The organism is Halobacillus sp. Cin3 (genome assembly GCF_947311855.1).
GTDB classification, from domain to species: domain Bacteria; phylum Bacillota; class Bacilli; order Bacillales; family Halobacillaceae; genus Halobacillus; species Halobacillus kuroshimensis.
Genome location: NZ_CAMZMV010000007.1, coordinates 72426 through 96728, shown reverse-complemented (window position 1 = coordinate 96728; position 24303 = coordinate 72426). Strand labels below are relative to the sequence as shown.

At 42.4% G+C, this 24303-nt stretch carries 26 protein-coding genes, 2 tRNA genes and 1 other annotated feature; of the genes, 17 read left to right on the top strand and 11 right to left on the bottom strand.

Translation table 11 applies throughout. The features are described from left to right. The first annotated feature begins 13 nt into the window (after window positions 1-13). Both QMA39_RS17750 and QMA39_RS17745 read left to right on the top strand, forming a co-directional pair. Window positions 14-625, top strand: a complete 612-nt coding sequence (locus QMA39_RS17750) for an SDR family oxidoreductase (RefSeq protein WP_281659461.1) — start codon at window positions 14-16, stop codon at window positions 623-625. Window positions 626-648: 23 nt separating this feature from the next. Then, the gene (locus QMA39_RS17745; RefSeq protein WP_027955843.1) at window positions 649-1101 is read left to right on the top strand and encodes an NUDIX hydrolase; all 453 of its coding nucleotides are present in this window, start codon (window positions 649-651) and stop codon (window positions 1099-1101) included. A gap of 59 nt (window positions 1102-1160) precedes the next feature. Here the strand turns inward: QMA39_RS17745 and QMA39_RS17740 are convergent, their stop codons facing one another. Both QMA39_RS17740 and QMA39_RS17735 read right to left on the bottom strand, forming a co-directional pair. Beyond that, window positions 1161-1844 (bottom strand): deoxynucleoside kinase, encoded by a 684-nt coding sequence (locus tag QMA39_RS17740; RefSeq protein WP_027955844.1) that lies wholly within the window; start codon window positions 1842-1844, stop codon window positions 1161-1163. After that, on the bottom strand, window positions 1841-2482 hold the full coding sequence (locus QMA39_RS17735; RefSeq protein WP_027955845.1) for a deoxynucleoside kinase: 642 nt from the start codon (window positions 2480-2482) through the stop codon (window positions 1841-1843). Before QMA39_RS17735 ends, QMA39_RS17740 begins: the two co-directional genes overlap by 4 nt. A gap of 216 nt (window positions 2483-2698) precedes the next feature. Here QMA39_RS17735 and QMA39_RS17730 point away from each other — a divergent pair. The 3 genes from QMA39_RS17730 (at window position 2699) to QMA39_RS17720 (ending at window position 6002) form a co-directional block, all read left to right on the top strand. Further along, window positions 2699-2771, top strand: a tRNA-Arg gene (locus tag QMA39_RS17730). A gap of 143 nt (window positions 2772-2914) precedes the next feature. After that, window positions 2915-3940 (top strand): tyrosine-type recombinase/integrase, encoded by a 1026-nt coding sequence (locus QMA39_RS17725; protein WP_281659460.1) that lies wholly within the window; start codon window positions 2915-2917, stop codon window positions 3938-3940. A gap of 829 nt (window positions 3941-4769) precedes the next feature. Beyond that, window positions 4770-6002 (top strand): DNA adenine methylase, encoded by a 1233-nt coding sequence (locus QMA39_RS17720; protein WP_281659459.1) that lies wholly within the window; start codon window positions 4770-4772, stop codon window positions 6000-6002. A 34-nt stretch (window positions 6003-6036) separates the two neighbouring features. On the opposite strand, the gene QMA39_RS17715 is transcribed toward QMA39_RS17720, so the two are convergent. Both QMA39_RS17715 and QMA39_RS17710 read right to left on the bottom strand, forming a co-directional pair. Further along, a complete protein-coding gene (locus tag QMA39_RS17715) occupies window positions 6037-6687 on the bottom strand; it encodes a BglII/BstYI family type II restriction endonuclease (RefSeq protein WP_281659458.1) in 651 nt (216 codons plus the stop codon). Then, complete coding sequence (locus QMA39_RS17710; RefSeq protein WP_281659457.1) at window positions 6687-7277, bottom strand: BglII/BstYI family type II restriction endonuclease; 591 nt, start codon at window positions 7275-7277, stop codon at window positions 6687-6689. The genes QMA39_RS17715 and QMA39_RS17710 overlap by 1 nt, the downstream gene beginning before the upstream one ends. 132 nt (window positions 7278-7409) lie before the next feature. Here QMA39_RS17710 and QMA39_RS17705 point away from each other — a divergent pair, with 132 nt between their 5' ends. Then, complete coding sequence (locus QMA39_RS17705; protein WP_281659456.1) at window positions 7410-9368, top strand: ATP-binding protein; 1959 nt, start codon at window positions 7410-7412, stop codon at window positions 9366-9368. Between the two features lie 222 nt (window positions 9369-9590). Here the strand turns inward: QMA39_RS17705 and QMA39_RS17700 are convergent, their stop codons facing one another. After that, window positions 9591-10169 carry a recombinase family protein gene (locus tag QMA39_RS17700; RefSeq protein ID WP_281659455.1) on the bottom strand — a complete coding sequence of 193 codons (579 nt, stop codon included), beginning with the start codon at window positions 10167-10169 and terminating at the stop codon, window positions 9591-9593. A 649-nt stretch (window positions 10170-10818) separates the two neighbouring features. Here QMA39_RS17700 and QMA39_RS17695 point away from each other — a divergent pair. The 10 genes from QMA39_RS17695 to QMA39_RS17650 all read left to right on the top strand — a co-directional run bounded on the left by QMA39_RS17695 (window position 10819) and on the right by QMA39_RS17650 (window position 16642). Next, entirely contained in the window at window positions 10819-11265 is a 447-nt protein-coding gene (locus QMA39_RS17695; protein WP_281659454.1) for a helix-turn-helix domain-containing protein, read from the top strand. A gap of 338 nt (window positions 11266-11603) precedes the next feature. Next, window positions 11604-11882: a hypothetical protein gene (locus QMA39_RS17690; RefSeq protein ID WP_281659453.1), complete on the top strand. Its 279-nt coding sequence runs from the start codon at window positions 11604-11606 to the stop codon at window positions 11880-11882. Between the two features lie 258 nt (window positions 11883-12140). Next, window positions 12141-12401 carry a hypothetical protein gene (locus QMA39_RS17685; RefSeq protein WP_281659452.1) on the top strand — a complete coding sequence of 87 codons (261 nt, stop codon included), beginning with the start codon at window positions 12141-12143 and terminating at the stop codon, window positions 12399-12401. A gap of 3 nt (window positions 12402-12404) precedes the next feature. Further along, on the top strand, window positions 12405-12851 hold the full coding sequence (locus QMA39_RS17680; RefSeq protein ID WP_281659451.1) for a hypothetical protein: 447 nt from the start codon (window positions 12405-12407) through the stop codon (window positions 12849-12851). Between the two features lie 38 nt (window positions 12852-12889). Continuing rightward, entirely contained in the window at window positions 12890-13339 is a 450-nt protein-coding gene (locus QMA39_RS17675) for a hypothetical protein (RefSeq protein WP_281659450.1), read from the top strand. Beyond that, window positions 13336-13977: a hypothetical protein gene (locus tag QMA39_RS17670; protein WP_281659449.1), complete on the top strand. Its 642-nt coding sequence runs from the start codon at window positions 13336-13338 to the stop codon at window positions 13975-13977. The genes QMA39_RS17675 and QMA39_RS17670 overlap by 4 nt, the downstream gene beginning before the upstream one ends. 31 nt (window positions 13978-14008) lie before the next feature. After that, window positions 14009-14158, top strand: coding sequence for a hypothetical protein (locus QMA39_RS17665; RefSeq protein ID WP_281659448.1), 150 nt, complete (start codon window positions 14009-14011; stop codon window positions 14156-14158). Continuing rightward, entirely contained in the window at window positions 14158-14538 is a 381-nt protein-coding gene (locus tag QMA39_RS17660; protein WP_281659447.1) for a hypothetical protein, read from the top strand. Before QMA39_RS17665 ends, QMA39_RS17660 begins: the two co-directional genes overlap by 1 nt. A 486-nt stretch (window positions 14539-15024) precedes the next feature. After that, a complete protein-coding gene (locus tag QMA39_RS17655; RefSeq protein ID WP_281659446.1) occupies window positions 15025-15741 on the top strand; it encodes a hypothetical protein in 717 nt (238 codons plus the stop codon). Further along, window positions 15734-16642: a hypothetical protein gene (locus tag QMA39_RS17650; RefSeq protein WP_281659445.1), complete on the top strand. Its 909-nt coding sequence runs from the start codon at window positions 15734-15736 to the stop codon at window positions 16640-16642. Before QMA39_RS17655 ends, QMA39_RS17650 begins: the two co-directional genes overlap by 8 nt. Before the next feature lie 398 nt (window positions 16643-17040). Here QMA39_RS17650 and QMA39_RS17645 read toward each other — a convergent pair. From QMA39_RS17645 to guaB, 6 genes are all read right to left on the bottom strand, one after another. Beyond that, window positions 17041-17133 (bottom strand) — tRNA-Ser (locus tag QMA39_RS17645). Between the two features lie 196 nt (window positions 17134-17329). Further along, window positions 17330-18604, bottom strand: coding sequence for a serine--tRNA ligase (gene serS / locus QMA39_RS17640; RefSeq protein ID WP_281659444.1), 1275 nt, complete (start codon window positions 18602-18604; stop codon window positions 17330-17332). A 44-nt stretch (window positions 18605-18648) separates the two neighbouring features. Further along, window positions 18649-18862, bottom strand: a binding site (T-box leader). Window positions 18863-18897: 35 nt separating this feature from the next. Then, window positions 18898-19488, bottom strand: coding sequence for a pyridoxal 5'-phosphate synthase glutaminase subunit PdxT (gene pdxT, locus QMA39_RS17635; RefSeq protein ID WP_348646633.1), 591 nt, complete (start codon window positions 19486-19488; stop codon window positions 18898-18900). Between the two features lie 17 nt (window positions 19489-19505). After that, a complete protein-coding gene (gene pdxS, locus QMA39_RS17630; protein ID WP_027955848.1) occupies window positions 19506-20390 on the bottom strand; it encodes a pyridoxal 5'-phosphate synthase lyase subunit PdxS in 885 nt (294 codons plus the stop codon). 119 nt (window positions 20391-20509) lie between these two features. Beyond that, entirely contained in the window at window positions 20510-21841 is a 1332-nt protein-coding gene (locus tag QMA39_RS17625) for a serine hydrolase (protein WP_281659443.1), read from the bottom strand. A 94-nt stretch (window positions 21842-21935) separates the two neighbouring features. Beyond that, window positions 21936-23405, bottom strand: coding sequence for an IMP dehydrogenase (gene guaB, locus QMA39_RS17620; RefSeq protein WP_206934994.1), 1470 nt, complete (start codon window positions 23403-23405; stop codon window positions 21936-21938). A 170-nt stretch (window positions 23406-23575) separates the two neighbouring features. On the opposite strand from guaB, the gene QMA39_RS17615 reads away from it, so the two are divergent. Continuing rightward, complete coding sequence (locus QMA39_RS17615; RefSeq protein WP_281659442.1) at window positions 23576-24292, top strand: YaaC family protein; 717 nt, start codon at window positions 23576-23578, stop codon at window positions 24290-24292. Window positions 24293-24303: the final 11 nt, after the last annotated feature.

Here is a 24303-nt window from a genome sequence, read left to right as displayed (position 1 = left end):
ATGAGGTGAGATCATGAAAATTGTTGTTTTTGGTTCTACCGGTGGAACAGGAAAGGCCTTTGTCGAACAGGCCCTGGAATCCGGTCATGACGTTACCGCTTTTCTGAGGAATCCCCATAAGCTCGGTATAAATCATGAACGTTTGAATAGGGTACAAGGGGACGCAAGGAATGAGGAGGATGTGTGTCAGGCCGTCCTCGGACAGGAGGCCATTGTCTCCTGTCTCGGTTCAGAATCGTTAAAAGACCGCAGCACCCTGACCATTATGACGGAAAACATCCTGACCGCTTCCGCGCAGCATAACATCAAGCGGCTGCTGTACGTCGCCTCTGCCGGGCTGTACAATGAAATTCCCGGACTGACCGGATGGATGAGCCGGATGATTTTGAAAAACGTCCTGCACGATCACCGCCGGGCGGTCAATGCGATCATAGCAGCGGATATGGATTATACGATTGCCCGTCCGATGCGCCTCCTGGATGGACCTGTCACAGGGAACTACCGGACGTCCGACACAGTGCCGCAGGATGGCAGAAGCATTTCGAGAGGAGATGTGGCCCATTTTCTGCTTCACGCACTTGAAGAGGGCACCTATGTAAAGGAAACAACAGGACTCGCTGATTAACGCTTCGAAAGGAGAACAGCCATATGGGATATGTAGAAGATTTAAGGGCTCTTGTCGGTCACCGGCCGTTGATCTTCGTCGGGGCTGTCGTCGTGATCGTGGATGACCAGGGGCGCATCCTTCTGCAGCAGCGAACCTCCCCGCACGGCGTCTGGGGGCTGCCCGGGGGATTGATGGAACTCGGGGAAAGCACAGAAGAGACAGCCAAACGGGAAGTGTGGGAGGAAACGGGGCTGACGGTCGACAAGCTGAACCTATTCAATGTGTACTCCGGGGCAGACCAATTTATCCGGGCTGATAACGGCGATGAATTTTACGTTGTCACAACGGCCTATGATACGGATACATACTCCGGGGATTACCGCATGGACCCGAGAGAGTCACTCCAGTTTAAGTTTACGCCGCCCGATAAGCTTCCTGCCTCGATGGTCGGCAGCCACCGGAAAATGATCCACGATTATTTAAAGAAAACATAAAAAAACGGTACGATGATCAGCGGTGATCATCGTACCGGTTTTTTTCATTTATACCCATGTTACGTCAGCAGACGGCTGGAACGCCATTTACGGGACTGCTGGATAAAGTGACCGATTTTTTCAAGGACCGGCTCAATGCTGTTTTCGTCATTGAGGACATCATAGTCCGCAATGTTCAGGCGCAGCACAGGGCAGGAGTTGAAGTTGTCGATCCAGTTGTCATAACGGTTGAACATTTCCTCCCAGTATTCGACAGGTGTTTCCTGTTCCATCGGACGTCCACGCTCTTTAATACGGCCGAGAACATCATCGAAGGAACCTTCCAGATAAATAAGAAGGTCAGGATGAGGGAAATAGGGTGTCATGACCATGGCATCGAACAGATTACGGTACGTTTCATAATCCGTTCCTGACATCGTTCCTTTTTCATAGTGCATACGGGCAAAGATGCCGGTATCTTCATAAATGGAACGGTCCTGGATGAATCCGCCCCCGTATTCGAAGATTTTCTTCTGCTCCTTGAAGCGTTCAGCCAGGAAATAAATCTGCAGGTGGAAACTCCAGCGTTCAAAATCCTGGTAAAATTTATCAAGATACGGATTGGTCTCCACTTTTTCAAAAGATGTCCGGAATTTGAGAGCATCCGCAATCGCATTCGTCATCGTAGATTTTCCGACGCCGACGGTTCCGGCAATCGTGATGACACTATCATGTGGAATACCGTAGCGTTCACGTGCATTCATTTGATAACTTCTCCTTTATTTAAATGCTGTTCAACTTGAGCAACAATGTAGTTTAAATCGTCCTGATGCTTTACGAAATCCAAATGATCCCCATTGAGGCGGATCACAGGGATGTCCGGGTGCGAGGCTTCAAAATGGCTCATGAAATCCTCATAATCCTGGGAAAGCTGTTCAAGATAAGCGGGCTGAATATTGGCCTCCACATCACGGTTCCGCATACGGATGCGGTCCATCAGTGTATCTAGGCTCGCATGAAGATAAACGACCATATTCGGTTTAGGCATATCATGTGTTAATATATCAAAAATCTGTGCGTATTTATCAAATTGTTCTTCTCTAAGGGTTCGACGGGCGAAAATCATATTTTTTGAAATATGATAATCCGCTACAACAGGCTTGCCAGCTTGCAGATATTTACGTTCAATGTCTTCCAGCTGCTTGAAACGATTGCAAAGGAAAAACATTTCCGTCTGGAAGCTCCATTCTTCAATATTGTCATAAAACTTGCCTAAAAACGGGTTCTCCTCAACGATTTCCTTTAACAAGTGAAAATCAAACTGGGAGGCGAGCTTTTTAGACAGAGACGTTTTCCCAACCCCAATGGGCCCTTCAACGGAAATGAAAGGTAGATCTCCCATCGCTGTTCCTCCTTCAAACTCTATTCAAGCGGGATCAGCCGTTCAGCGGCCTACCCTTGTTCTTTTTCGACTACAAAAAACGATCCTTTTTGACAGACAGGTATCATTTTATCACATCCACCTGTCGGAAGTAACAGGGGGAGATGCATTTTCAGCAAAAGGATTCCTTTGCAATCTCTGGATTCTTTAGTATAATATGACTCGTACGCTTCACAGGCCCCCGTAGCTCAGGGGATAGAGCATCGGTTTCCTAAACCGTGTGCCGCAGGTTCGAATCCTGCCGGGGGCATACAGCCCTTTAAAACAGCGTTTGTCAACTCGTTAGCAATAATGAGGGCGAACGGTCTGCTTTCGTAAATAAGTACTAACCGACGTCTTTTTTCGTTCATTTGTCAGTATCGACAAGTGTAAACGAAAGGAGGCGTTTTTTGTTTGTCTAACAATAGTCGTAAAGGTAAATCAATCGTAAGACGTAGAACAACCCTACCTCATAATGATGTAGATGTTACTGTCAGTTACACGCTTGAACAAGCTTTTGAAAGTTTCATTTCATTAAAGAAAGCATTAGGAGTTCGAGACAGAACCATGAAGGATTATTTCATTCTAATGGAAGGTTTCCGTAAATGGGTGGCGTTCAATCACTCTGAAATTGAGGACGTATCCGATGTTACAACTACGTTAATTCGTGAGTACATCGTTTACCTTAAAGAAGAACACGTCAACCAAAGAACGAATGAGATAGGACTCTCACCATTCACAATAAATGTGAGGATTAGGTTTTTAAAAAGCTTCTTCAATGCTTTGTTCGAAGAAGAAATAATCAATAAGAATCCCGTGAAAAACATTAAGTTAATGAGAGTGGATGAAGATTCATTTGACCCTCTAACTGATGATGAAATGGATTTACTACTGTCCATTCCTGATATTAATCAGTATGCACAATTCAGGGACTTAGTAATGATGTATCTAATGTTAGATACAGGCATGAGAATTTCGGAGGTGTGTGATTTAGAGGTATCAGAAGTGGACTTTAAAACACGTGCAATTATTCTTCCTGCAATCAAAAATAAGAATAGAAAGCCCAGGATATTGCCTCTGTCTAATTCAGTAGTGAAGCTTCTATTAGAATTAGTAACTGAAAACAACATGAATTTCGATACAAATCATGTCATGCTTTCGAACATTGGAACAAAATACAATCCTAACTCATTTAGAAAACGATTAAACCATTATAAAGAAAAGGCAGGGATAGTTAAACGCGTTTCACCACACGTATTTAGACATATGTTTTGTAGAAATTTCATCCTAAGTGGGGGCGACATCTTCACTCTTCAAAGAATAGTGGGACATGCCAACATCACAACTACTCGTAAATACATTCAGTTGGATGATAAAAGCATACGAAAACAACATGCACAATACAGTCCCGTTGTCAGGCTTAGAAAAAGCAAGAAATAGCAGAGGATAATACGAGGAAAAAGAAAAAGCCACGCGGTGCAACGCGTGACCAAGTAACCAGTATAACTAAATACGGAATACCGCTTAGCTACTTTCTCATGTTAACGAAAAAAATTAACATGTGCAAGGTGTATTAACTAATGGCTTTTTTAGCTGCTGAGATGAGTTTCTCGTCGTGGAATGCCTAATAACACGACGGAAATATAAACTTGATAGGTACGCCCTTGCCGATGCAATAAGAAGGGATAGGACATAATACAAACGTTTCCTATTGCGTTTTGTGTCCGAAGGGTGAAAGCTACCTAAAAGTGCTGTACGAAGGAAGGGTAGACCATCTATGGATGGTGTAGGACATGCCACAAGTAACATAAAATCCGTTTCCAGTCCCATAATAAATGGGTGTCGAATTAACTAACCGAAAAGTCGAATCGTAAGGTTAGAGGTCTTTGTGAACCTGTTAGGGCTACTTGAAGCAGTAGGCATGTTTAGGAGAAATCCTGACGATTAATAGGGCGATACAACACGGAAACCTTAACTTGATATACAATCAAGTGCTATTCAAATCGTCTACTTTTTATGATTGACTTTACACGTTATTGTCATCATAAGGTAGTCGATTTTTCGTCCAAGCCGTTTTCCTTTCTTTCAACCAATCAAGAGTGGGGAAAGGAAGTTTAACCCCTCTTGTAAACACGCACTTAATTATTGTGTTGGATGATACAGGAGAGTATAATAAGAACAAACGTTCTTGTTCGTAACATAAAGCCAAAGCCTTTTTGTCAATGTCGCAAGATGATATAATCTACCCTATATGAAAGGAAGTAGAACTATGACTAACATAGCTAATGAAATAACAACTAAAGATATAGAACAAGAACCTATGCCGTTAACAATAAATGAAAATATTCCTCACATAATCAAGTACATGGGGTCGAAGAGAAAGATTATTGATTATGTAATCGAGGGCATTAACTATTGTTATACAGGAGGTACTGTCGTAGACCTATTTGCAGGTTCAAGCGTTTTGGCCGGGGCATTAAGGAACCAAGTGCCGTTCTTATCTAACGACATTCAATCATACTCCTCTATCTTAGCTAAATCATATTTAGGGGATTACAAGTGGGATGAATACCCAAATGTACTAGAAGAGATTATTGAGAAAGCTACAGCTAAAGTAAATTATGTAAAAGAACGCTACCCAGATATTTCATTTGATTATGATGTAGACTTCACTCTAGAAGAGTTCAAGGAGTTAGAGAAGCAACAGAAGGAATTAATCGATAGAGATTTTTCAGAAGTCGAATATCACCTGTTCTTAAAGAATTACTCGGGTACTTATTGGAATGCCGAACAATGCTTATGGATTGACTCCATAAGAGGGGTGGCAGATGAATATAAGGATTCTGATTTGTTCTATCCAATCATATCTAGTTTGATGTTTGCTATGTCTTACAATTCACAAAGTACAGGGCATTACGCACAATACAGAGATGCCACTAATGAGAAGAACATGAGTGATATCCTTATTTATCGAAGAAAGGAAATTGTACCTTACTTCAGACGTAAGTTTACAGAGTTTCAAGAGGTACTAGGTGAGAACAAGCAAAACAATAAAGTGGTTTCAAAGGATTACATGGATTGCTTAGAGGACATCGATAACAATTCGACAGTATATGCAGACCCGCCTTACTGTTTTGTCCACTATTCCCGTTTCTATCACGCAATAGAAACCTTAGTAAAGTATGACTACCCTGAGGTTAAGTTTAAGGGTAGGTATAGAACAGACCGACATCAATCACCGTTTTGCATTAAAACAAAGGTTAAAGATGCTTTTTCCGATATGTTTTCAAAGGTCAATGAAAAAGAGTCCAACCTTGTACTGAGTTACAGCAATACAGGTATGATTGAACTGGAAGAACTCATTGAACTCGCCCGCAGCATCTTCGCAGAAAGATACGATATAGAAGTACGTTACCTTGATTACTTGCATAGCACAATGGGAAGAAAAGAAGACAAAAGCCGTGACGTTCAAGAATGCTTATTACTTGTTAAAAGAAAATGAAGAAATAACCTATGGGGTATTCCATAGGTTATTTTTAGTATGTGTCTATCTCACCATTCGCTTCAAACCTCTTTTTAGTAATCCCTATCACCAGAACTGGACAGCCCCCGGCAGTTCCATTTTCTAAGAGGTTTTTAACACTATTAGCATGTGTGGTAGACCCTTCATACTTTGATGATACTTTTTTCACGCCCCCTTTCTCTCCTGTGTAAGTGCCTAATGCAACAAATAAAGAACTGAGTTCATAAGACCTTGTGATAATTACACCTACATCAATCACTTTAGCAGAATGTAGTCTGCCTAGTTCACTTAAGTCTCTAGAAAAGAACGCATTCTTATTGTTCCACTCAAATTCTAAAGCTATATTTGACTTAACCGCATCGATTTTGTGGGATTCAGACTTATTTACATGTAATGTTGTAAATGATTTCTTATCAATTAAGTGTTGTTCCATGTAAATACTTTTCTCATGCCAACCATTTAGCTTAAAAGGTAATTCTAATCGTTTTACAATGTTTGTTTTGTTTTTTCCATCTCTTTTAATATCTGATTCATATAGTCGGAAATGCCAGAGGGCTAACTTAATGAAATTCCACTCTTCAGAATAGTGATTAGAAAGGATGGTCTTTGCAAAGCCTATATCATACAATTCGTAGTTTGATTGTACCCAGTAATCAGTAACCATCAAATATCCTCCCTATACAATTGTTCGCTTATCCCCAGTACTAAAATAGGGCAACCGCCCCCACCTCCACCTTCTATCCGCGGTACAAGTTTATCCATATGTGTAGTAGAGTTGCCGTATGATTTTCCTTTCCCCAATTCATTAAATATTTTCTGTAATCCACTACAACGAGTTATGATAACACCAACACTTATAGCCCCTAATTCAAATAGAAGTCTGAAGTTATTTAAATCCCTATCAAAGAAAGGGTCTTTATTGTTCCACTCGATTTCTAATGCTACACGATTCTTTAAGCAGTCAATCTTATGTGTTGGGGTTTCATGTTCTAAGTCATCGATTAGTATTTTCGTATCAAACGATTTTTCTTCCCAATCCCTTTGGTACAAGAAATCATCTATGTAGTTAGATATAGGAGACTTTCTTCCTCCTGGACTTACAATGTAGCTTTTATTTAACGTGAAACTTTCAAGAACTTCGACAATGTCGTTCCACTCGTTTGGAAAATCTTCTTTAAGAATTGCACACGCATGTCTCCATTCCCTAACTTCGTAAGTACTTAATATTGTTTGAGGCAACAACTCTATCCCCATTGACCACACCTCTTTATATGAAATTCTCCTAACAATATACCATATATTGGTGTAAAACCATTGATTTTGCAGAAAATTCCGTCCATTCGTGGTAAAGTAATATTAAGAAGATAGTTATAGGGGTGGTTAATCATGGCTACAAGTGAAAATGTTAAAGAGATTTTTCAGCCTGAAGTCAATCAAGCAGCTGAGATGTACGAAATTACAAGTAACTTTGGCAATCCGTTGGAACTCCTGCGAGAAGCCATATCTAACGCTTATGATGGAAAAGCAACTCAACTGCATATTTCATGCTACCTAAACAACGATAACAAATTGATAGTGAAATTTCGGGATAATGGTGAAGGCATGACTAAAGAATCTTTAATTAAAAACTTTTGGGGATTAGGTTATACCGATAAAGAAAAAGGTTCCCCGGAGACGATAGGTGAAAAGAGTCATGGTACTCTCATATACTTAAGGTCAGAGAAAATCATAGTTGATACTTATCATGAGACGGGTGTATACCGGTCTGAAGCCGAAAACCCCTTACAGAACCTTGAAAATGGCGAACTCTTCGACTTTACTGTTGAGAAGTTGTCGAATGCGACGAACAAGAGAGGTACAGAAATAACCTTAATAGGTTTTAATCAAAACGTTGCAGACAACTTTAAGCATGACGTAATGAGAGACTACCTGTATTGGTTTACTAAGCTTGGTTCTTTCCAAAATGAACTCAAGGAATATGGGCACGCAGCTAAAGAATTCACAGTTTATTTAAGAGGCTTGGATAATGAAGGTACACCGCAACAATCATTTCTAGAAGGAAACTATGAAACTTGTGACTTCGGTCATATTTTTCCTCCCGTGACTACTGACTATAAAGGTTTGCTGAAAGAAAAAGGTAGAAATTTCTACAAGCATTATGTAAAGAAATGGACAGGCAAGAATAGTGTACAGATTATCGACGAAAATTCTAACGTTAGAGAAGTGGTATATCACTACGTTATCTACTATGAGGGAGACGCAATTAAGAGAAACTACAACCACGCTTTAAGGCCTACTGGTAAATCTAATCAACGTACCTTATATAGAGTCGCAGATAGATACGGAATCTACTTGGCTAAAGATTTCATTCCAATTGAGAAGGTAAATGACTGGTTGCCACGTATTGGAGACGGTTCCTTCACACATACAACTGCCTTACACGGTTTTATAAATTGCCAGGAGATACCTCTGACATCTGATAGAAGTTCTATGGCTTCCACACAACCTAAACTTGCTGACGAACTGAGAAAATCAATCTTTAATCTTGTTAAAGGTATTGGTAAGGAGTTAAAGGAAGACAAGAACGGTGTCTTTTATATGAAGAGTCATATTGAGGAGTTATTAAGAGACTTAGGAGAGGAAAAGCCAGGTACACCTCCAATCATTAAACCGCCAGTTGAACCTAAACCGAACAGAGGTGGGGAGGTAATCAAGCCTAAACCTACAAACTTACCAAATCCACCGGTAAATAACCCTAAGCCATTTGTGCCTAACTTTGATAAAGATATGTATGAACAACGGCTTAAGAAAATAAGAGGAAAGCGTTATTTCGAGGTTAAAGGACAAAGCCAAATAGAACTAAACGGGAGTGACGGCTACAAAACAGCTTATCACCGGAAAATATATGAACCATCTAATGAAGCTGAGACATATGGCGTTTTTATGGAAATGTATGCACTTATGCCCAACCTGTTCCCATTCACAGTTCTAGACTATTCATCTCACAAGGGTATTGATTTGCTTGTTAGCTTTGATGATGACATAGCTAACCCATCTTTAACAGAAAGAATATTTTACTTAGAACTTAAGCACACCTTCCTTGGAAAGACTTTTAACCACGCTTTCCACAGTCTGGCTTATATTGTGTGTTGGGATATCGATGGAAAGGTATTACCCGATACCAAAATTACTAACAATAAGGGTGAGGAAGCAACCTACCGGATGGAGAAAACAGATGAAGGTATTAGCTATTATTTAATGCAGAAAAATAATCCAGTAACTATTCAAGTTATACCATTAAAAAGAATAATTGAAGAGAAATTGGGACTCACTTTCAAGAGGTGATACCCAAAATAAACTCCTGAAGATCCTTCAGGAGTTTTAACATAAGGTTCTCTTTCCCATGTATGCTGCCTTGGATGTAACAACCTTCGATTTATTTGAATGTAACCTACCCTCTTGAACCCTTGACATATCAACGGTTTCTACTTAATTAAACAAAATGAATTAGGGACATGTAACCTTATCCAAAAGATAGTGTACTATAAGAAAAAACGTTAGGAGACTTCATCCTAACGTTTCTTTGTTCTTTGCATAAATAGTGGAACGGGGTACTCCCGTCATTTTTGATATTTCATTAACGCTTAATCCATTCTCCTGTCTTTCACGAAGTAACTTCAAAGCCTTCTGGACGTCCTTCTCATCCTTTCCTTTACGCCCCATATGTGTACCCTTGGCCTTTGCCCTTTCTCTTCCATCAGCCGTTCTTTCTTTGATTAGGTCTCTTTCAAATTCAGCGATTGCCCCCAGCATTGTAAACATGAACTTCCCTGAGGAATTAGAAAAGTCTATGTTCTCTTTTATGAAGACCAGTCCTATTCCTCTTTCTTGAAAATCACGTACAATCTTATGAAGGTCAAACGTAGAACGTGCTAGGCGGTCTATCCTGTAGACTACTAAGGTATCACCTTCACGAAGATACTCTAAAGCTTTATTTAATTCTGGACGTTTACTCATGCCATTCTGTTCAGCCCCACTATACTTCTCCTGGAATATCTTATCTACCCCATATCTTTGAAGTGCTTCTAATTGTGCTTCTAAACTTTGCCCCATTGTACTCACCCTTGCATATCCGATTAGTGCCATTATGTAATTACTCCCTCTCAGTCTATAAGTCTAATAACTTTTGTACAATTGATTATAGACTAACTTATAGATGGTGTAAAGTGTTGGATTCCCTGTGCTTTCTTATCTAAAGCTACGGTGTCTAAATGTTGTAAGTTTTGTACAGTCCATTGTTGAAACATTATTATCAAGAATCAATGAACATAATCCGCGTGTGTATTAAAGAACTTCCTTAATGTATTAAGACAACAGAAGCATACACAGACGCACAGAGAAGCCCACAGACAAGCGAGAATATATGTAGAGACTTAGGCATACAAAGGTACACAGAAGCTACTCCCCCCCAGTATGGGTGGGCGGGTATGCCTACCGTCTCGTCCAAGGGGTCTTAAATACAAGCTATGAAAAAATACCCCCAAATGAGACATACCCCCGATACCAAAACAGCCCCTTACAATTCATCCATTTCCTACAAAAAATTTCCCCAGTATTTTTTAAATCTCCAATTGTAACCCTTAATGATTAATCACAAGAATTGTGTCACACATCTTGTTGCTTTGCCCCAACTGTAATTAGAAGACGCTGATGAGGATGTTAGCAACCAGGAACAAGAGGCGTTCTCCTCCCTCAGCAGAGTCTAGACTAAATACAAGAATGGGAGTTTTGATTAATGGAACAGCAAACCGAGAAAAAGGTTATAACACATGAGGATATTCATCACAAAGTCCACTTATCCATGTTTACAAGTGGACTAGCCAAAGAGTTAGGGGCTACAAAGTTCTTCGTATTGAATGCACTAGCTTCTTACATGAAGGAAGACGGCTTTTGTCATCCAACTCAAGAACAGATGGCACAACGAACAGGTCTTACAGCAAAGTCAATACGTAAGCATTCTAAAGAATTATGTGAGTTAGAAGTAGATGGGAAACCTGTTCTGAAACGGGTGAAACTACCTTCGAAGAATGGGCATACGAATTATGCTTATAATGTTATGCCCCTCTCTCAACTTTCTAAGTACAAGGGAGGAAGAGTAGAGAAAATACAAAACTCCTTTGTAGAGGAAACAGTGTCATACGAAGACGAATTAGCGAAGGCACGACAAATGATGAGAGGGTAACAGTTAATCACAATTTTTGTGAATGTAATCCATCTTGTGTGTGTAAAGTATTCCAAAGGTAAGGGTACGAAGTACCGGTGGCAAAGTCCTTCCTTACCGAATAATAAGAATAACTGAATAAGAATAATAACAATAAGAATAATCTGCTAAACCATGAGGAAGAAGACCACTTCCTCCTATTACAAAAAGAACCTACTACATTATTGTATATCTACAAAATAAGAGTAAGGAAGTTTGTAAATCTTTAATAAAGATTAAGACCTTATACCAGTTTCCGCATTAGACCCCCGACGGTGGGGAGGACGCAGCAGCTGTAAACAAAAAGGAGAATGTAGACTATGGAAAAAGAATTCAAAAAGGCTAGAGAGTTCAGTGACGAAGTACGAGAAGCAGTATTGGTGGATGTTCACGAAGGTAAGTTGCGATGGAAGGACATAGCCAAAGAACATGGCTTAGATTATCGGGACGTACAAAGCATTGGAATGAAGGAACGTAAGCTACAAGAAATCAGAGACAAGGAAGAAGGACATATCATCCCTATGTACAAAGGAATGAGATTGTCAGACGGCAACCCTTCCCCTGTTAAGACCTTCAACATTTCAGATTTACAGAAATAATTGTAATTACACTTGTATTTCTTTGTAGAAAGACGCTAATAGAGTAAGAAGTTATAGGCGGCGTACTTATCCTTTTGATAACTACGCTGTCTATCCTATAATCTCTTTCTTTCTACTTGTTTGAGTTCATGTAGTAATGTTGATTCTCCTTTCATTAGAGGATAAGGCGGGCAGGATAACATACGTTGTCTTGCCTGCTTTATTTAGGGCTTATAGGGTTACATTTTTAGTAGTTTTAATCAAAAGGAGTTGAGAAGAGTGGAGGAAGAGTTCAAGTTGAGGGGCAAGACAATCAGAGTTGCCCGCCTACTTAAAGGGGTTACGGCTACAAGGTTGTCTGAATTGAGTATGATTAACAATCCGAATTACTTAGCTGAGATGGAACAAGAAACTAAAGGCATTACGAGGAGAAATCATTATCGACTATTAAGGGCGTTACGGCGTGACCTTAAATATACAGATGAAGAACTAGCAGGGATATCTTTGTTAGTTGAACACATTACAGAACTGGAGGATTAACTATTGAGTAAAGAAAAACAAAAACGGTTGTCAGAAAGGCAACAAAGGATGGTAAAGGATTACTTCCTAAGAAACCTAGATGAAAGTGAAAATGCAAGTCAAGAAACCGTAGCCAAGGGGTGGGGGGTCTCCCGTAAAACATTGAATCTGTACATTAACAGCTTTCATGGCCAGGAGATTAAGAACGAAATATACAAGGAAGTGACACAAGACATTTACCCTGATTACTTATCAGTTCTTAAAGCACGTGCGTTAAGTGGCAGTATCAAACATATGGAGTTACTAGCTAAACTATTAGACTGGTTCCCTGCTGCCAAATCTAAGCAAGAGATTACGACGAGGATAATCGACGATGAAGATAACGTACAGAAGAACGGATATACAACTGAACAAATAAAAGAACTTGAAGCACTATTAGACGAAGATATGCAGGAAAAACGCATTCAATAACTTGAATAATATTGTTCAAGAATGACAGGAGTATAAATATGCCACGAAAGAGGAAGAGCCAGAAGCTAATTGATAAGAAGTATTATACGGACTTCAATATGAATCCTATTGAACTAAGGAAAGACGAGGACGGAAACTACTTCGAATCCGCCTTGAAGCAACACAAACGTCAATATGAATCTTTGTTAAACATTCATAACAAGAACTTAAAGAAGCAGAAGACTTTGTATAGCAACTTAGAAGAGATTGAGGGCAACCCTAATTCCCGATTCAATAAGTTAATGGAACGCGAAGGCAAGGACGACGAAGAACTACACAAGCTGTCTTACTACGTTATTGAGATTGAAGACATAAGGAATCAGCTTTACCCATTAGAACGCAATATCAGAAGCACAGAAAGACGATTACGGGCAGTCTATCCAACAGAACGGATGGAGATTGTTTACCAAGCACTAGGAGAAGAAATGAAAGGAGTAGAAAATCAATGAATCTATTTAAGGGCGATACAGTAAAGCGTGTAGAAAAGCTAATACAGAATGGTGAGAATCGCAAGGTAAAGCTACAACAGAAGGTAACAGACCTACAAGCAGAGGTTAAGGCTTTACGGGATGAAGAAGAGAACGACTTCCAACAGGCAATCCTGGAGGACAAGGAACCGAGTCAGAAACTTGTAAGCGACCGGAAGAAAGCACAAAAGGACTTACAAGAAGCCTTATTTAAGTTGGAACAGGTTGATAATGTCATTCAAACAGAATTGACTAAAGCCAAGCAGGAGATTGATAAGGAACGTCGCCAATTTATACAGGAGATGGGCGTAAAAGAGTTCAAGCCCTTGTATCACGAAATGGACGAGTTAAAGCGTCAATATCTTAACAAGATTATTGAATACCATAACAAGCAAAGTGAGTACGAAAAGGAATACCGCAGGACTTTTTCCAATGTAGAAAGACGCGTAGGGCTTGCACTTCACCAACCAACAGACGACCACAGATTAAACATGAACCAACGACACCAAGTAGACGGGCATTATTCGCCAATGCTTTATAACGAGGAAGTACGAGAAGCCTTGATTAACGGAAAGATAGCACCACAGACAGCCAAGAACAAAAACTCTTTCAATCAGTAATAAAAAAGGACACCTAAAGGAGAATGTAAACATGGAAAACGAACTACACAAACAACTACTATTGGATGGCATCAAGGTAACAATCATTGAGGCTTTTGTTCAGCATATTAAAGAGGTTAGTGACATTGAAACTCTACACGAAATTAAGAAGCAGCTAACAAGCGAAGGAGGGGTTAAGTAATGGATACACACATTCAAGAACTACAAGAAAAGGCGTTCGCCGGAGATACACAAGCACATGAAATGTATCAGGAGTATGTAAACCGAGGGCAAGCCCCTGCAATCCGTGTTCCACAAAAGCAGGAGGAAAAAGCATCTATGTACAATGATGAAGAGAAACGGGAAAAGCCGTCTCTTTATGGAACCCTTGACCCTAAGAAGCTACACGAAGTAAACAGAACACCACATACGCTAATGACCGCAGGTTATGAAGCATTGAACCAGAAGGAAGAGAGTAAGAACACAGGAAAGGTTGTCAACTTTGACGGTGAGAAGATAGACCACACACTTTCCCCAATGGAGAAAATGTCTATGGGGTACCATGAGGGGGAGGGGGGCTAATGGCTAAGAAGAAGACTACACGAAAGCCTTACAAGCCTTCAACAGGCAAACAAATGTCGGATGCACATAATAAGAGTAAACAACGAAGATAAGAAAAACACGGGACGTAATAACCCCGTGTTTTCTAATTATGATATTATTTTCGTTTGTCTCTCATTATGTATTAAATAATCTTCACTAAGACGTAAACAACTGTGAAAATAAAGCGGCTGGTTAAGTGTAGTTTAAGTTGCTTGTCCCCCTTCTTGAATTGTATTTTCATTTATTCACCCCCTTATCTTCTTACATTGTAGAGGAATGAAGAAACCTTGTGTTTAAAAAGGCAATTTTTCTTATGAACATAAGAAATTATTTCACCTTTACAAGATTCATCGAAATATTCATATTCCAATTAATTGAAAAATAATCTTTAAGTACAATAATTGTAATATAATAGAAAGGTAGATATGAATAAGATACATACTTTGTACATGGAGGATTAAAGCGATGAGGTTAAATAATTACGTCACTCCCACTAATGATGCAATGCAAAGATTTCGAATACCACTTAATCATTTTAAGATATACGCTACATTCATGGAACGGAACATATTGGAGGAACAGTATAAAGCATTGGATATCGAAGAGGATAGGGATACAACCCTTGAGGATGAATTGGACAATCCCTTTCAAGAAACTTGGACTCACTTTCTAAGCGAAAAGCATATGTTTTCAGTACAGTTTCCAAGTATTTTAAGGTCTTCTCTATTAATTAGTATCTATTCTTTTTTAGAGAATCAACTTATTAGGCTTTGTAAAGAGTTACAAGAAAGTCGGGACTTATCTATAAAAGTTAACAACATTAATAATAAGGGCATAGAAAAAGCTAAGATATACCTTAAGAACGTAGTGGGAATTGATTTCCCCACCAATTCTAAAGAGTGGCAAGATATTAAACGTTATCAGTACATTAGAAATAACTTTGCACATAGTGAAGGAATATTAGATTCTAATGACAAAAATCTACTACTAGCAATTGCTACTTTAGATGCGGTAGATATCATGGGAGATGATTTCTTAGGTAAGAATATCATCTTATACAAAAGTTTCATTCCTACCCTTATAGAAACTGTAGAAGGGTTCTTAAGTAAGATTGAGAGTCAATACTTAGAGTTGTTATATCCACATCACTATTTGTACAAAGGAGGAAGAAGTTTTGAGTAAACAAAGTAATAATGGGAAATGTAGTTTTCCCGATAAGAAGGATATGACTTACTGGATAATAATATTAGTGCTATTTAGCATAGGTGCTTTTACTGTCTATTATGGAAGTGACAAGGATGTAATTTCTCATATTGGGTTTGGAGGTACAATTGTTTCTATTTTGCTAGCATTAATTGCAATTATTTACTCTTTTTATCAAAGTAATACATACGAAAACGCCACTCATAAACTAGATACTTCCGCAGTTAAAATTGAGGAAGCAACTAACAAGCTATCTAACGTTAGTGAAGTAGAAAAAGTAGTTGATGAATTTAAAGTAGAGGTTCAAGATATGAGAACTAGCATACACGGCTTAGAAACTATTCTTGGTACAGTACACAGTAATGTGGGAACAATTAGTAAAGATTGGGAAAGTTTGAGGGACTCAATGTTAACAACCCAGAGTTCTAATAGCAAAGTGGAGTTTGCAGATAATCAAAACTTAAGTTTCGAATACTTCAAAAAAGTAATTGATAACGGGGGGAATCTACCCTTTTTTGCTTTAGAGTTAATTGATTCTGCATATCACTACAAAGTAAATGATGTTTATTTAACACGATGGACTAGATTCTATATAGAGACCTTTTTACCAAGTTCAGATTTTCTCAATAATGTAGACCTAAATAGAAATATTCAGACGTACTTGGATGTATTCATCATGGCTTTCAATCAAGTAGGGTTTATTGGTTCGGAACGACGTAATGAAAATGGAAATCGTATTATTAGAGTAAATCAAGTTAATGAAAACTTATCTAAAGCTTTAGATGAAGAACTAAGAAAAATTAAACAAAATGACCCTTCGAGACATGATAATTACTTAAAGTTGAGAGGGGCTATGGAGGCATATAAAGGTGAAAACTAAGGAAGATGGGGACTACAATTTTCGTTGAAGGTTGTACAATGAACAAAACCACGGTATAATTACCACATGTAATAAAGTGATACGGACAAATTGAACGGACGACATTAGTATGAACGTTAGTTGTCAACGTTATAGCAAACGCTAGGGGAAACCCTTTCTACGACGCTAAAAACTACGGTCTTACTTAATATGTACACTTACGAAATAGGTTTCCTAAACCGTGTGCCGCAGGTTCGAATCCTGCCGGGGGCATTCTCTATAAACATCAGCACTCTGCCGGATCCAGGCAGGGTGTTTTTTTATATCAGCATCATTTGGGCAAAAAAAAATCGTTACACGTAGTAACGATTTCTGTTCTATAAATCTCCAATATTTATGCGCGATTGTTATAAATAAAATGGCGGAGGAGGAGGGATTCGAACCCCCGCGGGGCGTAAACCCCCTGGCGGTTTTCAAGACCGCTCCCTTCAGCCAAACTTGGGTACTCCTCCGTGTGACCGACAAGTAATATATTATCACGGCCTGTAGTGACCGTCAACACTCTCCGTAAATTTTTTATAAAAATTTGTCGAAAGGATCCGGGTGATTCCACCTCGTTATTATACAAAGCTCCGGCGCTGCAGTCAAACCTGCGTCTGCCTATAATAAAGAGCGGCGTGGAGGCACTCCCGCCGCTCTTCTGCTGTTTTATCGGATGACTTCTTTTCCACCCATATATGGGCGGAGAACTTCTGGTACAACGACGGTACCGTCCGCCTGCTGATAGTTCTCCAGAATAGCGGCGACGGTACGGCCGATCGCAAGGCCGGAACCGTTCAGCGTATGGACAAATTCCGGGCGCCCTTTTTCTTCACGGCGGAAACGGATACCGGCACGACGCGCCTGGAAATCCTCGAAGTTGGAGCAGGAGCTGATTTCCCGGTAGGTTTCCTGGCTCGGGATCCATACTTCGATGTCGTATTTCTTAGCGGCTGTAAACCCAAGATCACCGGTACACATGCTCATGACGCGGTAGGGAAGCTTCAACAGCTGAAGGACTTTTTCAGCATGCCCTGTCAATTCTTCAAGCACATGGTAGGATTCCTCAGGTTTTGCCAGCTGGACAAGTTCGACTTTGTTGAACTGGTGCTGACGGATGAGTCCGCGCGTGTCACGTCCGGCAGAGCCGGCTTCAGAACGGAAGTTGGTGCTGAAGGCGACAAATTTCTGCGGCAGGTCCTCGCTGGACAGAATCTCTTCTCTGTAGTAGTTCGTTACAGGTACCTCTGCGGTCGGGACAAGGAAGTAATCCCAGTCTTCAATCTTAAAGGCGTCTTCTTCGAATTTCGGCAGCTGGCCCGTTCCTGTCATAGATGTACGGTTGACCATCTGTGGCGGCAGCATTTCCTGATAGCCGTGATCATCGGCATGCAGGTCCATCATGAAGTTCAGAAGTGCACGCTCCAGGCGGGCACCGATGCCTTTATAAAAGACAAACCGGCTGCCGGTTACTTTTCCTGCGCGTTCAAAGTCGAGAATGCCAAGGTCTGTGGCGATATCCCAGTGGGGTTTCGCTTCAAAATCGAAGACAGGCGTTTCTCCAGAGCGGCGGGCTTCGATGTTATCCTCTTCATCCTCTCCGACAGGTACGCTTTCATGAGGGATGTTCGGAATGGATAAGAGGAGCGTTTCCAGCTTCTCTTCCACTACCTTCAGCTCCGTGTCGAGCGTTTTGATACGATCACCGACTTCACGCATTTCTGTAATCTTGTCATCGGCGTCCTCTTTGTTTTTCTTCAGCTGGGAGATTTCCTTGGAAACGTCATTACGGCGCGCTTTCAGCTCCTCAGTCTCCTGAATCAGCTCACGGCGGCGGCTGTCGAGCTCACCAAAGGCGTCTAAATCAGACAGGTCTTCGCCCCGCTTCTCCAGCTTTGCTTTCACTTCATCAAAGTTCTGTCGTAAAAATTTCATATCCAACATGTGTATGTCCTCCTTTTTTTCATATAAAAAAACTCCCGTCCCATATAAGGGACGAGAGCTTTGTTTATGCTTCCCGCGATACCACCCAGGTTGAAGGTTCATGACCTTCCGGCTCGACTCATAACGGTGAGGGGCCGGTCCGGCGTTATCAGCCGGACACTCAAGGATGGATTCACATGGCTCTTCCGTCAGTTTTCACCTGCCACTGACTCTCTGGGGGAAGAGGAACATGCTACTATGTCCTGTCATCGCGTTCATTCTTATTTAGTGATCTTAGATTAGCTGAATTCACCTTACATTGCAAGGCTTTTTCGGTAATGCTCCACCATTTTTACAAAATGTAAAACTAAACGGTGGTCATCTGTCAGTTCAGGGTGGAAGGAACAGGCGAGGTAGTGATCCTGCTGAGCAGCCACAATATGACCATCATAGCGGGCCAGTACCTTCGTCTCTTCCCCTACTCCCTCGATATAAGGAGCTCGAATGAACACAGCTGTAAACTGATCGGCGACTCCGTCGATATCCAGGTCGGCTTCAAAGCTTTCCCTTTGTCTGCCGAATGCATTACGGCGGACTTTGATATCCATCAGTCCGAGATGGACATCATACGAGCCGTCAATTTCAGAGGCAAGCAGGATCAACCCTGCACACGTACCGAAGATCGGCTTCCCCTGCTTTCCGAATTCACGAATCGGTTCAAGGAAGTCATACTTATCAATCAAGCGGCGGATCGCTGTGCTTTCACCGCCGGGAATAATCAGTCCGTCAATGTCCTCCAGCTGTTCTTTTTTCTTAACAACAACGCCGGTGGCACCAGAGGCTTCCACAGAGCGGATGTGCTCACGAAAAGCTCCCTGCAGACCTAATACACCGATAGTAGTCATGCTGCATTCTCCTTTTCTTACTGACTGCGCTCCTGCATACGCTGATCAGGAGTAAGCGTGGACATTTCCATGCCTTTCATCGCTGTTCCAAGTCCTTTGGACAACTCGCCGATCAGTTTGTAATCGTCGTAGTGAGTCGTAGCTTCTACAATCGCACGGGCAAACTGAGCAGGGTTGTTGGACTTGAAGATACCGGAACCGACGAATACGCCGTCCGCACCAAGCTGCATCATAAGCGCAGCATCAGCTGGAGTCGCAATTCCGCCTGCAGCGAAGTTGACGACAGGAAGGCGGCCTTCTTCACGGATCTCCATAAGAAGGTCGAATGGTGCACCGTTTTCCTTGGCAAAGACCATCACTTCGTCTTCCGCAAGGCTTTGAAGGTGACGGATTTCTGATTGGATCTGACGCATATGACGGACAGCTTCCACGATGTTTCCTGTTCCCGGCTCACCTTTTGTACGAAGCATAGAGGCGCCTTCACGGATACGGCGTGTCGCCTCACCGATGTTACGGCATCCGCAAACGAATGGAACTGTGTAATCATCTTTTTTGATGTGGTAGATTTCATCAGCTGGTGTCAGTACTTCACTTTCATCGATGTAGTCGACACCCATCGCTTCAAGTACACGGGCTTCTGCAATATGGCCGATACGTGCTTTGGCCATGACAGGGATGGATACAGCATTCATCACTTCTTCAACAATTGTCGGGTCAGCCATACGAGCTACGCCGCCGGCCGCACGAATGTCGGCTGGAACACGCTCAAGGGCCATAACCGCCACCGCACCTGCTTCTTCTGCAATCTTCGCCTGCTCTGCATTGACAACGTCCATGATGACGCCGCCTTTCTGCATTTCAGCCATTCCACGTTTTACGCGATCAGTACCTGTTTGTGACATGTTAATTTCCTCCCTAACAGCTATATCGTTCAAGCATTTATTTTTGAATCATAGATTCTTACTCTCTATTGTATCGCATCTCAGCCTTAATTCCCACTCATTAAATAGGGATTTTACCGTTAGAACCAGCCTTTCACCATATCGACGGCTCCTGTGAAGATATCACTGAAGAATTCACCGATGCCACCAAGCATCAGCATGAACCAGTTGGCTTTCTCCACCGCTTCCGAAGTGACGATATCAACCGTCTGTCCTTCTTCCTTCACAAGGTTTCCGTATCTTTCGTCCCCTGTGTAGACAAGCTTGGCTGTTCCGATTTTCTGACCTTTCTCAACAGGCGCCACAAGCTCGCCGTCTTCGTTGAGCTGATCTTCAGAGATGACAAACTCCACCTCATATTCTTCTTGTTCGCCGCTCTTTAAAAGGGTGCTCAAAGCTTCACTCGTCTCAATCGCAACAGCATCTTGTTTTCCTTTCGTCACAGAAAGAGAATCCTGATCCTCAACCGTTTCACCGGCAGCCAGAAGCTCCTGCCTTGTAAACTGGTTGAATCCGTAATCAAGAAGTGTCCGTGTCTGATTGAAACGGGAGGAACGTGATTCCGATTTCATCACAACAGAGATGAACCGCTGGCCGTCACGCTCAGCCGTTCCTGTAAATGTGTTGCCGGCAAGTTCTGTGTAACCGGTCTTCAAGCCGTCCATACCTTCATATTCAAACTGCTTCAAGTTCTGCCCCGGCATACCAGGAAGCATCCAGTTCCAGTTGGTCACCGTCTGATCGGCGAATTCCAATGTAGGCTTGCTGGAAACCTCCAGCGCTTCCGGATAGTCATTCGTTAAATGATAAGCCAGCAGAGCCGCCGACTTGGCCGACATCATATTGGTGGCATCCGGATCGGTGCCTTCAGGATAGTTGTCCCCCAGATGGTTGTTGTTCAACCCAGTGGCATTGACAAACTCATAATCCGGCAGTCCCATTTCCTCTGCCTTGGCATTCATCATTTTGACGAATTCGCCTTCGGTTCCAGCTACCAGTTCAGCAAGCGCAATCGTCGTTGCGTTATCCGAGTTGATCGCCATCGCTTCATAAAGCTCACGAACCGTGTATTGTTCATCTAAACGTAAGCCGACACCGGAAAATTCCGGATTGGCTGATATATCAAAAGCATACTGACTGACAGGGGTCTTCTGATCCCAGCTGATTTTCCCCTCTTCCACAGCCTCCATGACGAGATATTCGGTCATCATCTTCGTCATACTGGCCGGCGGCAGTGTCAAATCCGCTTCTTTCTCAAACAAAATTTTCCCGCTTTCTGCATCTACAAGTATCGCTGATTTTGCCCCAACATCTACGCTTGCGTATGTATGTCCGGGATTGGCACTTACAGCGAAAATCCCGATCAACAAGGACATGATTAAGGCGATAGATGTTTTAAATCTTTGTGTCACTTTCTCTACCTCCACCCTTAAATTATGCATCCCTGTTATTTTATCACATGCGTATATAAAAGAATAGACAGGGAATAGTCCCTGTCTATCTAGGTCAAACGGAGTAGTTCGGCGATTCTTTTGTGATCTGGACATCGTGAGGATGGCTCTCTCTGAGTCCCGCTCCTGTGATGCGTGTGAACTGGCTGTCCGACCTCAGAGAATCAAGGTCCGGTGTTCCACAGTACCCCATACCAGAACGGAGACCGCCGAGCAGCTGGTGGATGCTGTCCGCAAGAGGTCCTTTATAAGGCATCCGGCCTTCAATGCCTTCTGGTACAAGCTTTTTCGATTCCGATTCGTTCTGGAAATAACGGTCCTTGGATCCGGACTCCATCGCACCGACGGAACCCATACCGCGGTATACTTTGAAACGGCGTCCCTGGAAGATTTCCGTTTCTCCAGGGCTTTCGGATACACCGGCAAGCAGGCTGCCGAGCATAACCGCATGTCCTCCGGCAGCAAGCGCTTTGACGATGTCACCGGAATATTTAATGCCGCCGTCGGCAATGACCGGCTTACCTAGTTCCGCCGCTTCTCTCGCACAGTCATATACCGCTGTAATCTGCGGCACGCCGACACCGGCGACAACACGGGTTGTACAGATCGATCCAGGTCCGATACCGACTTTAACCACATCCGCTCCTGCTTCAATCAGTTCGCGGGTGGCATCAGGAGTCGCGACGTTTCCAGCGATAATGTTGACGTGCGGATGGCGGTCACGGATCCGTTTCACCTGTGCGATGACGCCCTGGGAGTGGCCGTGGGCTGTATCGACAACAAGGGCGTCCACACCCGCTTCGACAAGCTTATCAATCCGTGTCATTGCATCGGCTGTGACACCGACAGCGGCTGCACACAACAGGCGTCCCTGTTCATCCTTGGCCGACTGCGGGAATTCAATCACTTTCTCAATATCCTTGATGGTAATCAGGCCTTTCAGGATGCCCTGATTATCGACCATCGGCAGCTTCTCGATCTTATATTTCTGAAGAATCTTTTCAGCTTCATCGAGCGTTGTCCCCACAGGAGCTGTGACAAGGTTTTCGCTCGTCATCACTTCCTGGATCTGAATGGAATAGTCTTCAATAAAACGGAGGTCACGGTTTGTCAAAATGCCGACAAGCTTCTGCTCTTCTTCATTGTTCACAATCGGAACACCGGAAATCCTGAATTTGCCCATCAAATGCTCGGCATCAAACACCTGGTGCTCGGGAGTTAAAAAGAACGGATTCGTGATGACGCCGCTTTCGGAGCGTTTAACACGGTCGACGTGTTCCGCCTGCTCTTCAATGGACATGTTCTTATGAATGACACCAAGACCACCCTGGCGTGCCATTCCAATGGCCATCGCCGCTTCTGTCACTGTGTCCATACCGGCACTGATAATCGGCATGTTCAGCTTGAGAGTCGGGGAAAGTTCTGTCCTCAGGGATACATCGCGGGGCAGTACATCAGATTTCGCAGGTAAAAGCAGTACATCATCAAACGTTAATCCTTCTTTTGCAAACTTGTCTTCACGCATGCTTGACCTCTCCTTTTTCTTAAAAATATTCTGGGTATAAGTGGGTAAAATAAGTGGAACAGCAGGAAGCTACCATTTCTTATTGTTATTTACAATACGACAATGACCGCCCTTTTTCAACCATAAAAATGAAGGCGGAGAAGCGGATGAAAAAGGAGGGAAGAACGATAATGAGACGGCTTGATCCTTTTTTGCAGTACATGCAGGTAACCTCTCACACCCGTCCATTTCTGCATGCCTGCTATACGGATGGGAAGCATTCCAGAGTGGAGCACCATGCCTACAACAATGCGGAGCGGTTCATGTACGGACTCACCTTGGGGGGAGAATATGTCAGCTCTGCCTCCTCCACCCCTTTAAGTGTGCAGCCTCTCCTTTTATATTACGGTCTGAACCATTATTTGAAGGCCTGTCTATTGACGGTGGATCCCGGCTATCCGGCTACTGCCAAAGTGCTTGCCCACGGACTTTCGACACGGAAAAGAAAGAAGCAGCAATACCGTTTTCTTGAGGATGAAATCCGAATTCAGCCGCACGGGCTGTTCCCTCATGCCGCCTTTCATCTGTTCGGTTTTTCCGCAGAGAAAGAAAAAGCGGCCATGGATGAACTGCTCCGTCCTTTACCAGCTATGCGGGACCTTTACTCGTTGAAAAAAAAGAAGCTTGAATGTGAAGGAACGGCATGGCCGGAACTGCTCAGTTATTTTGCCGTTCTGTACAACCTCAGTATGCTCGTCCGTTACGAAGGGGATTGGTGGGGAGAGATGGAGCAGATGCGGGACAGGGAGGATTATGTCTTTATCGTTCATTTTCTGCAGTCCGCAATGGATCAGGTGCCGGCATTGATCAGCACATGGTTAAAAGACCGGCACCTGTCCGTTCAATGACAGAGGCCGGT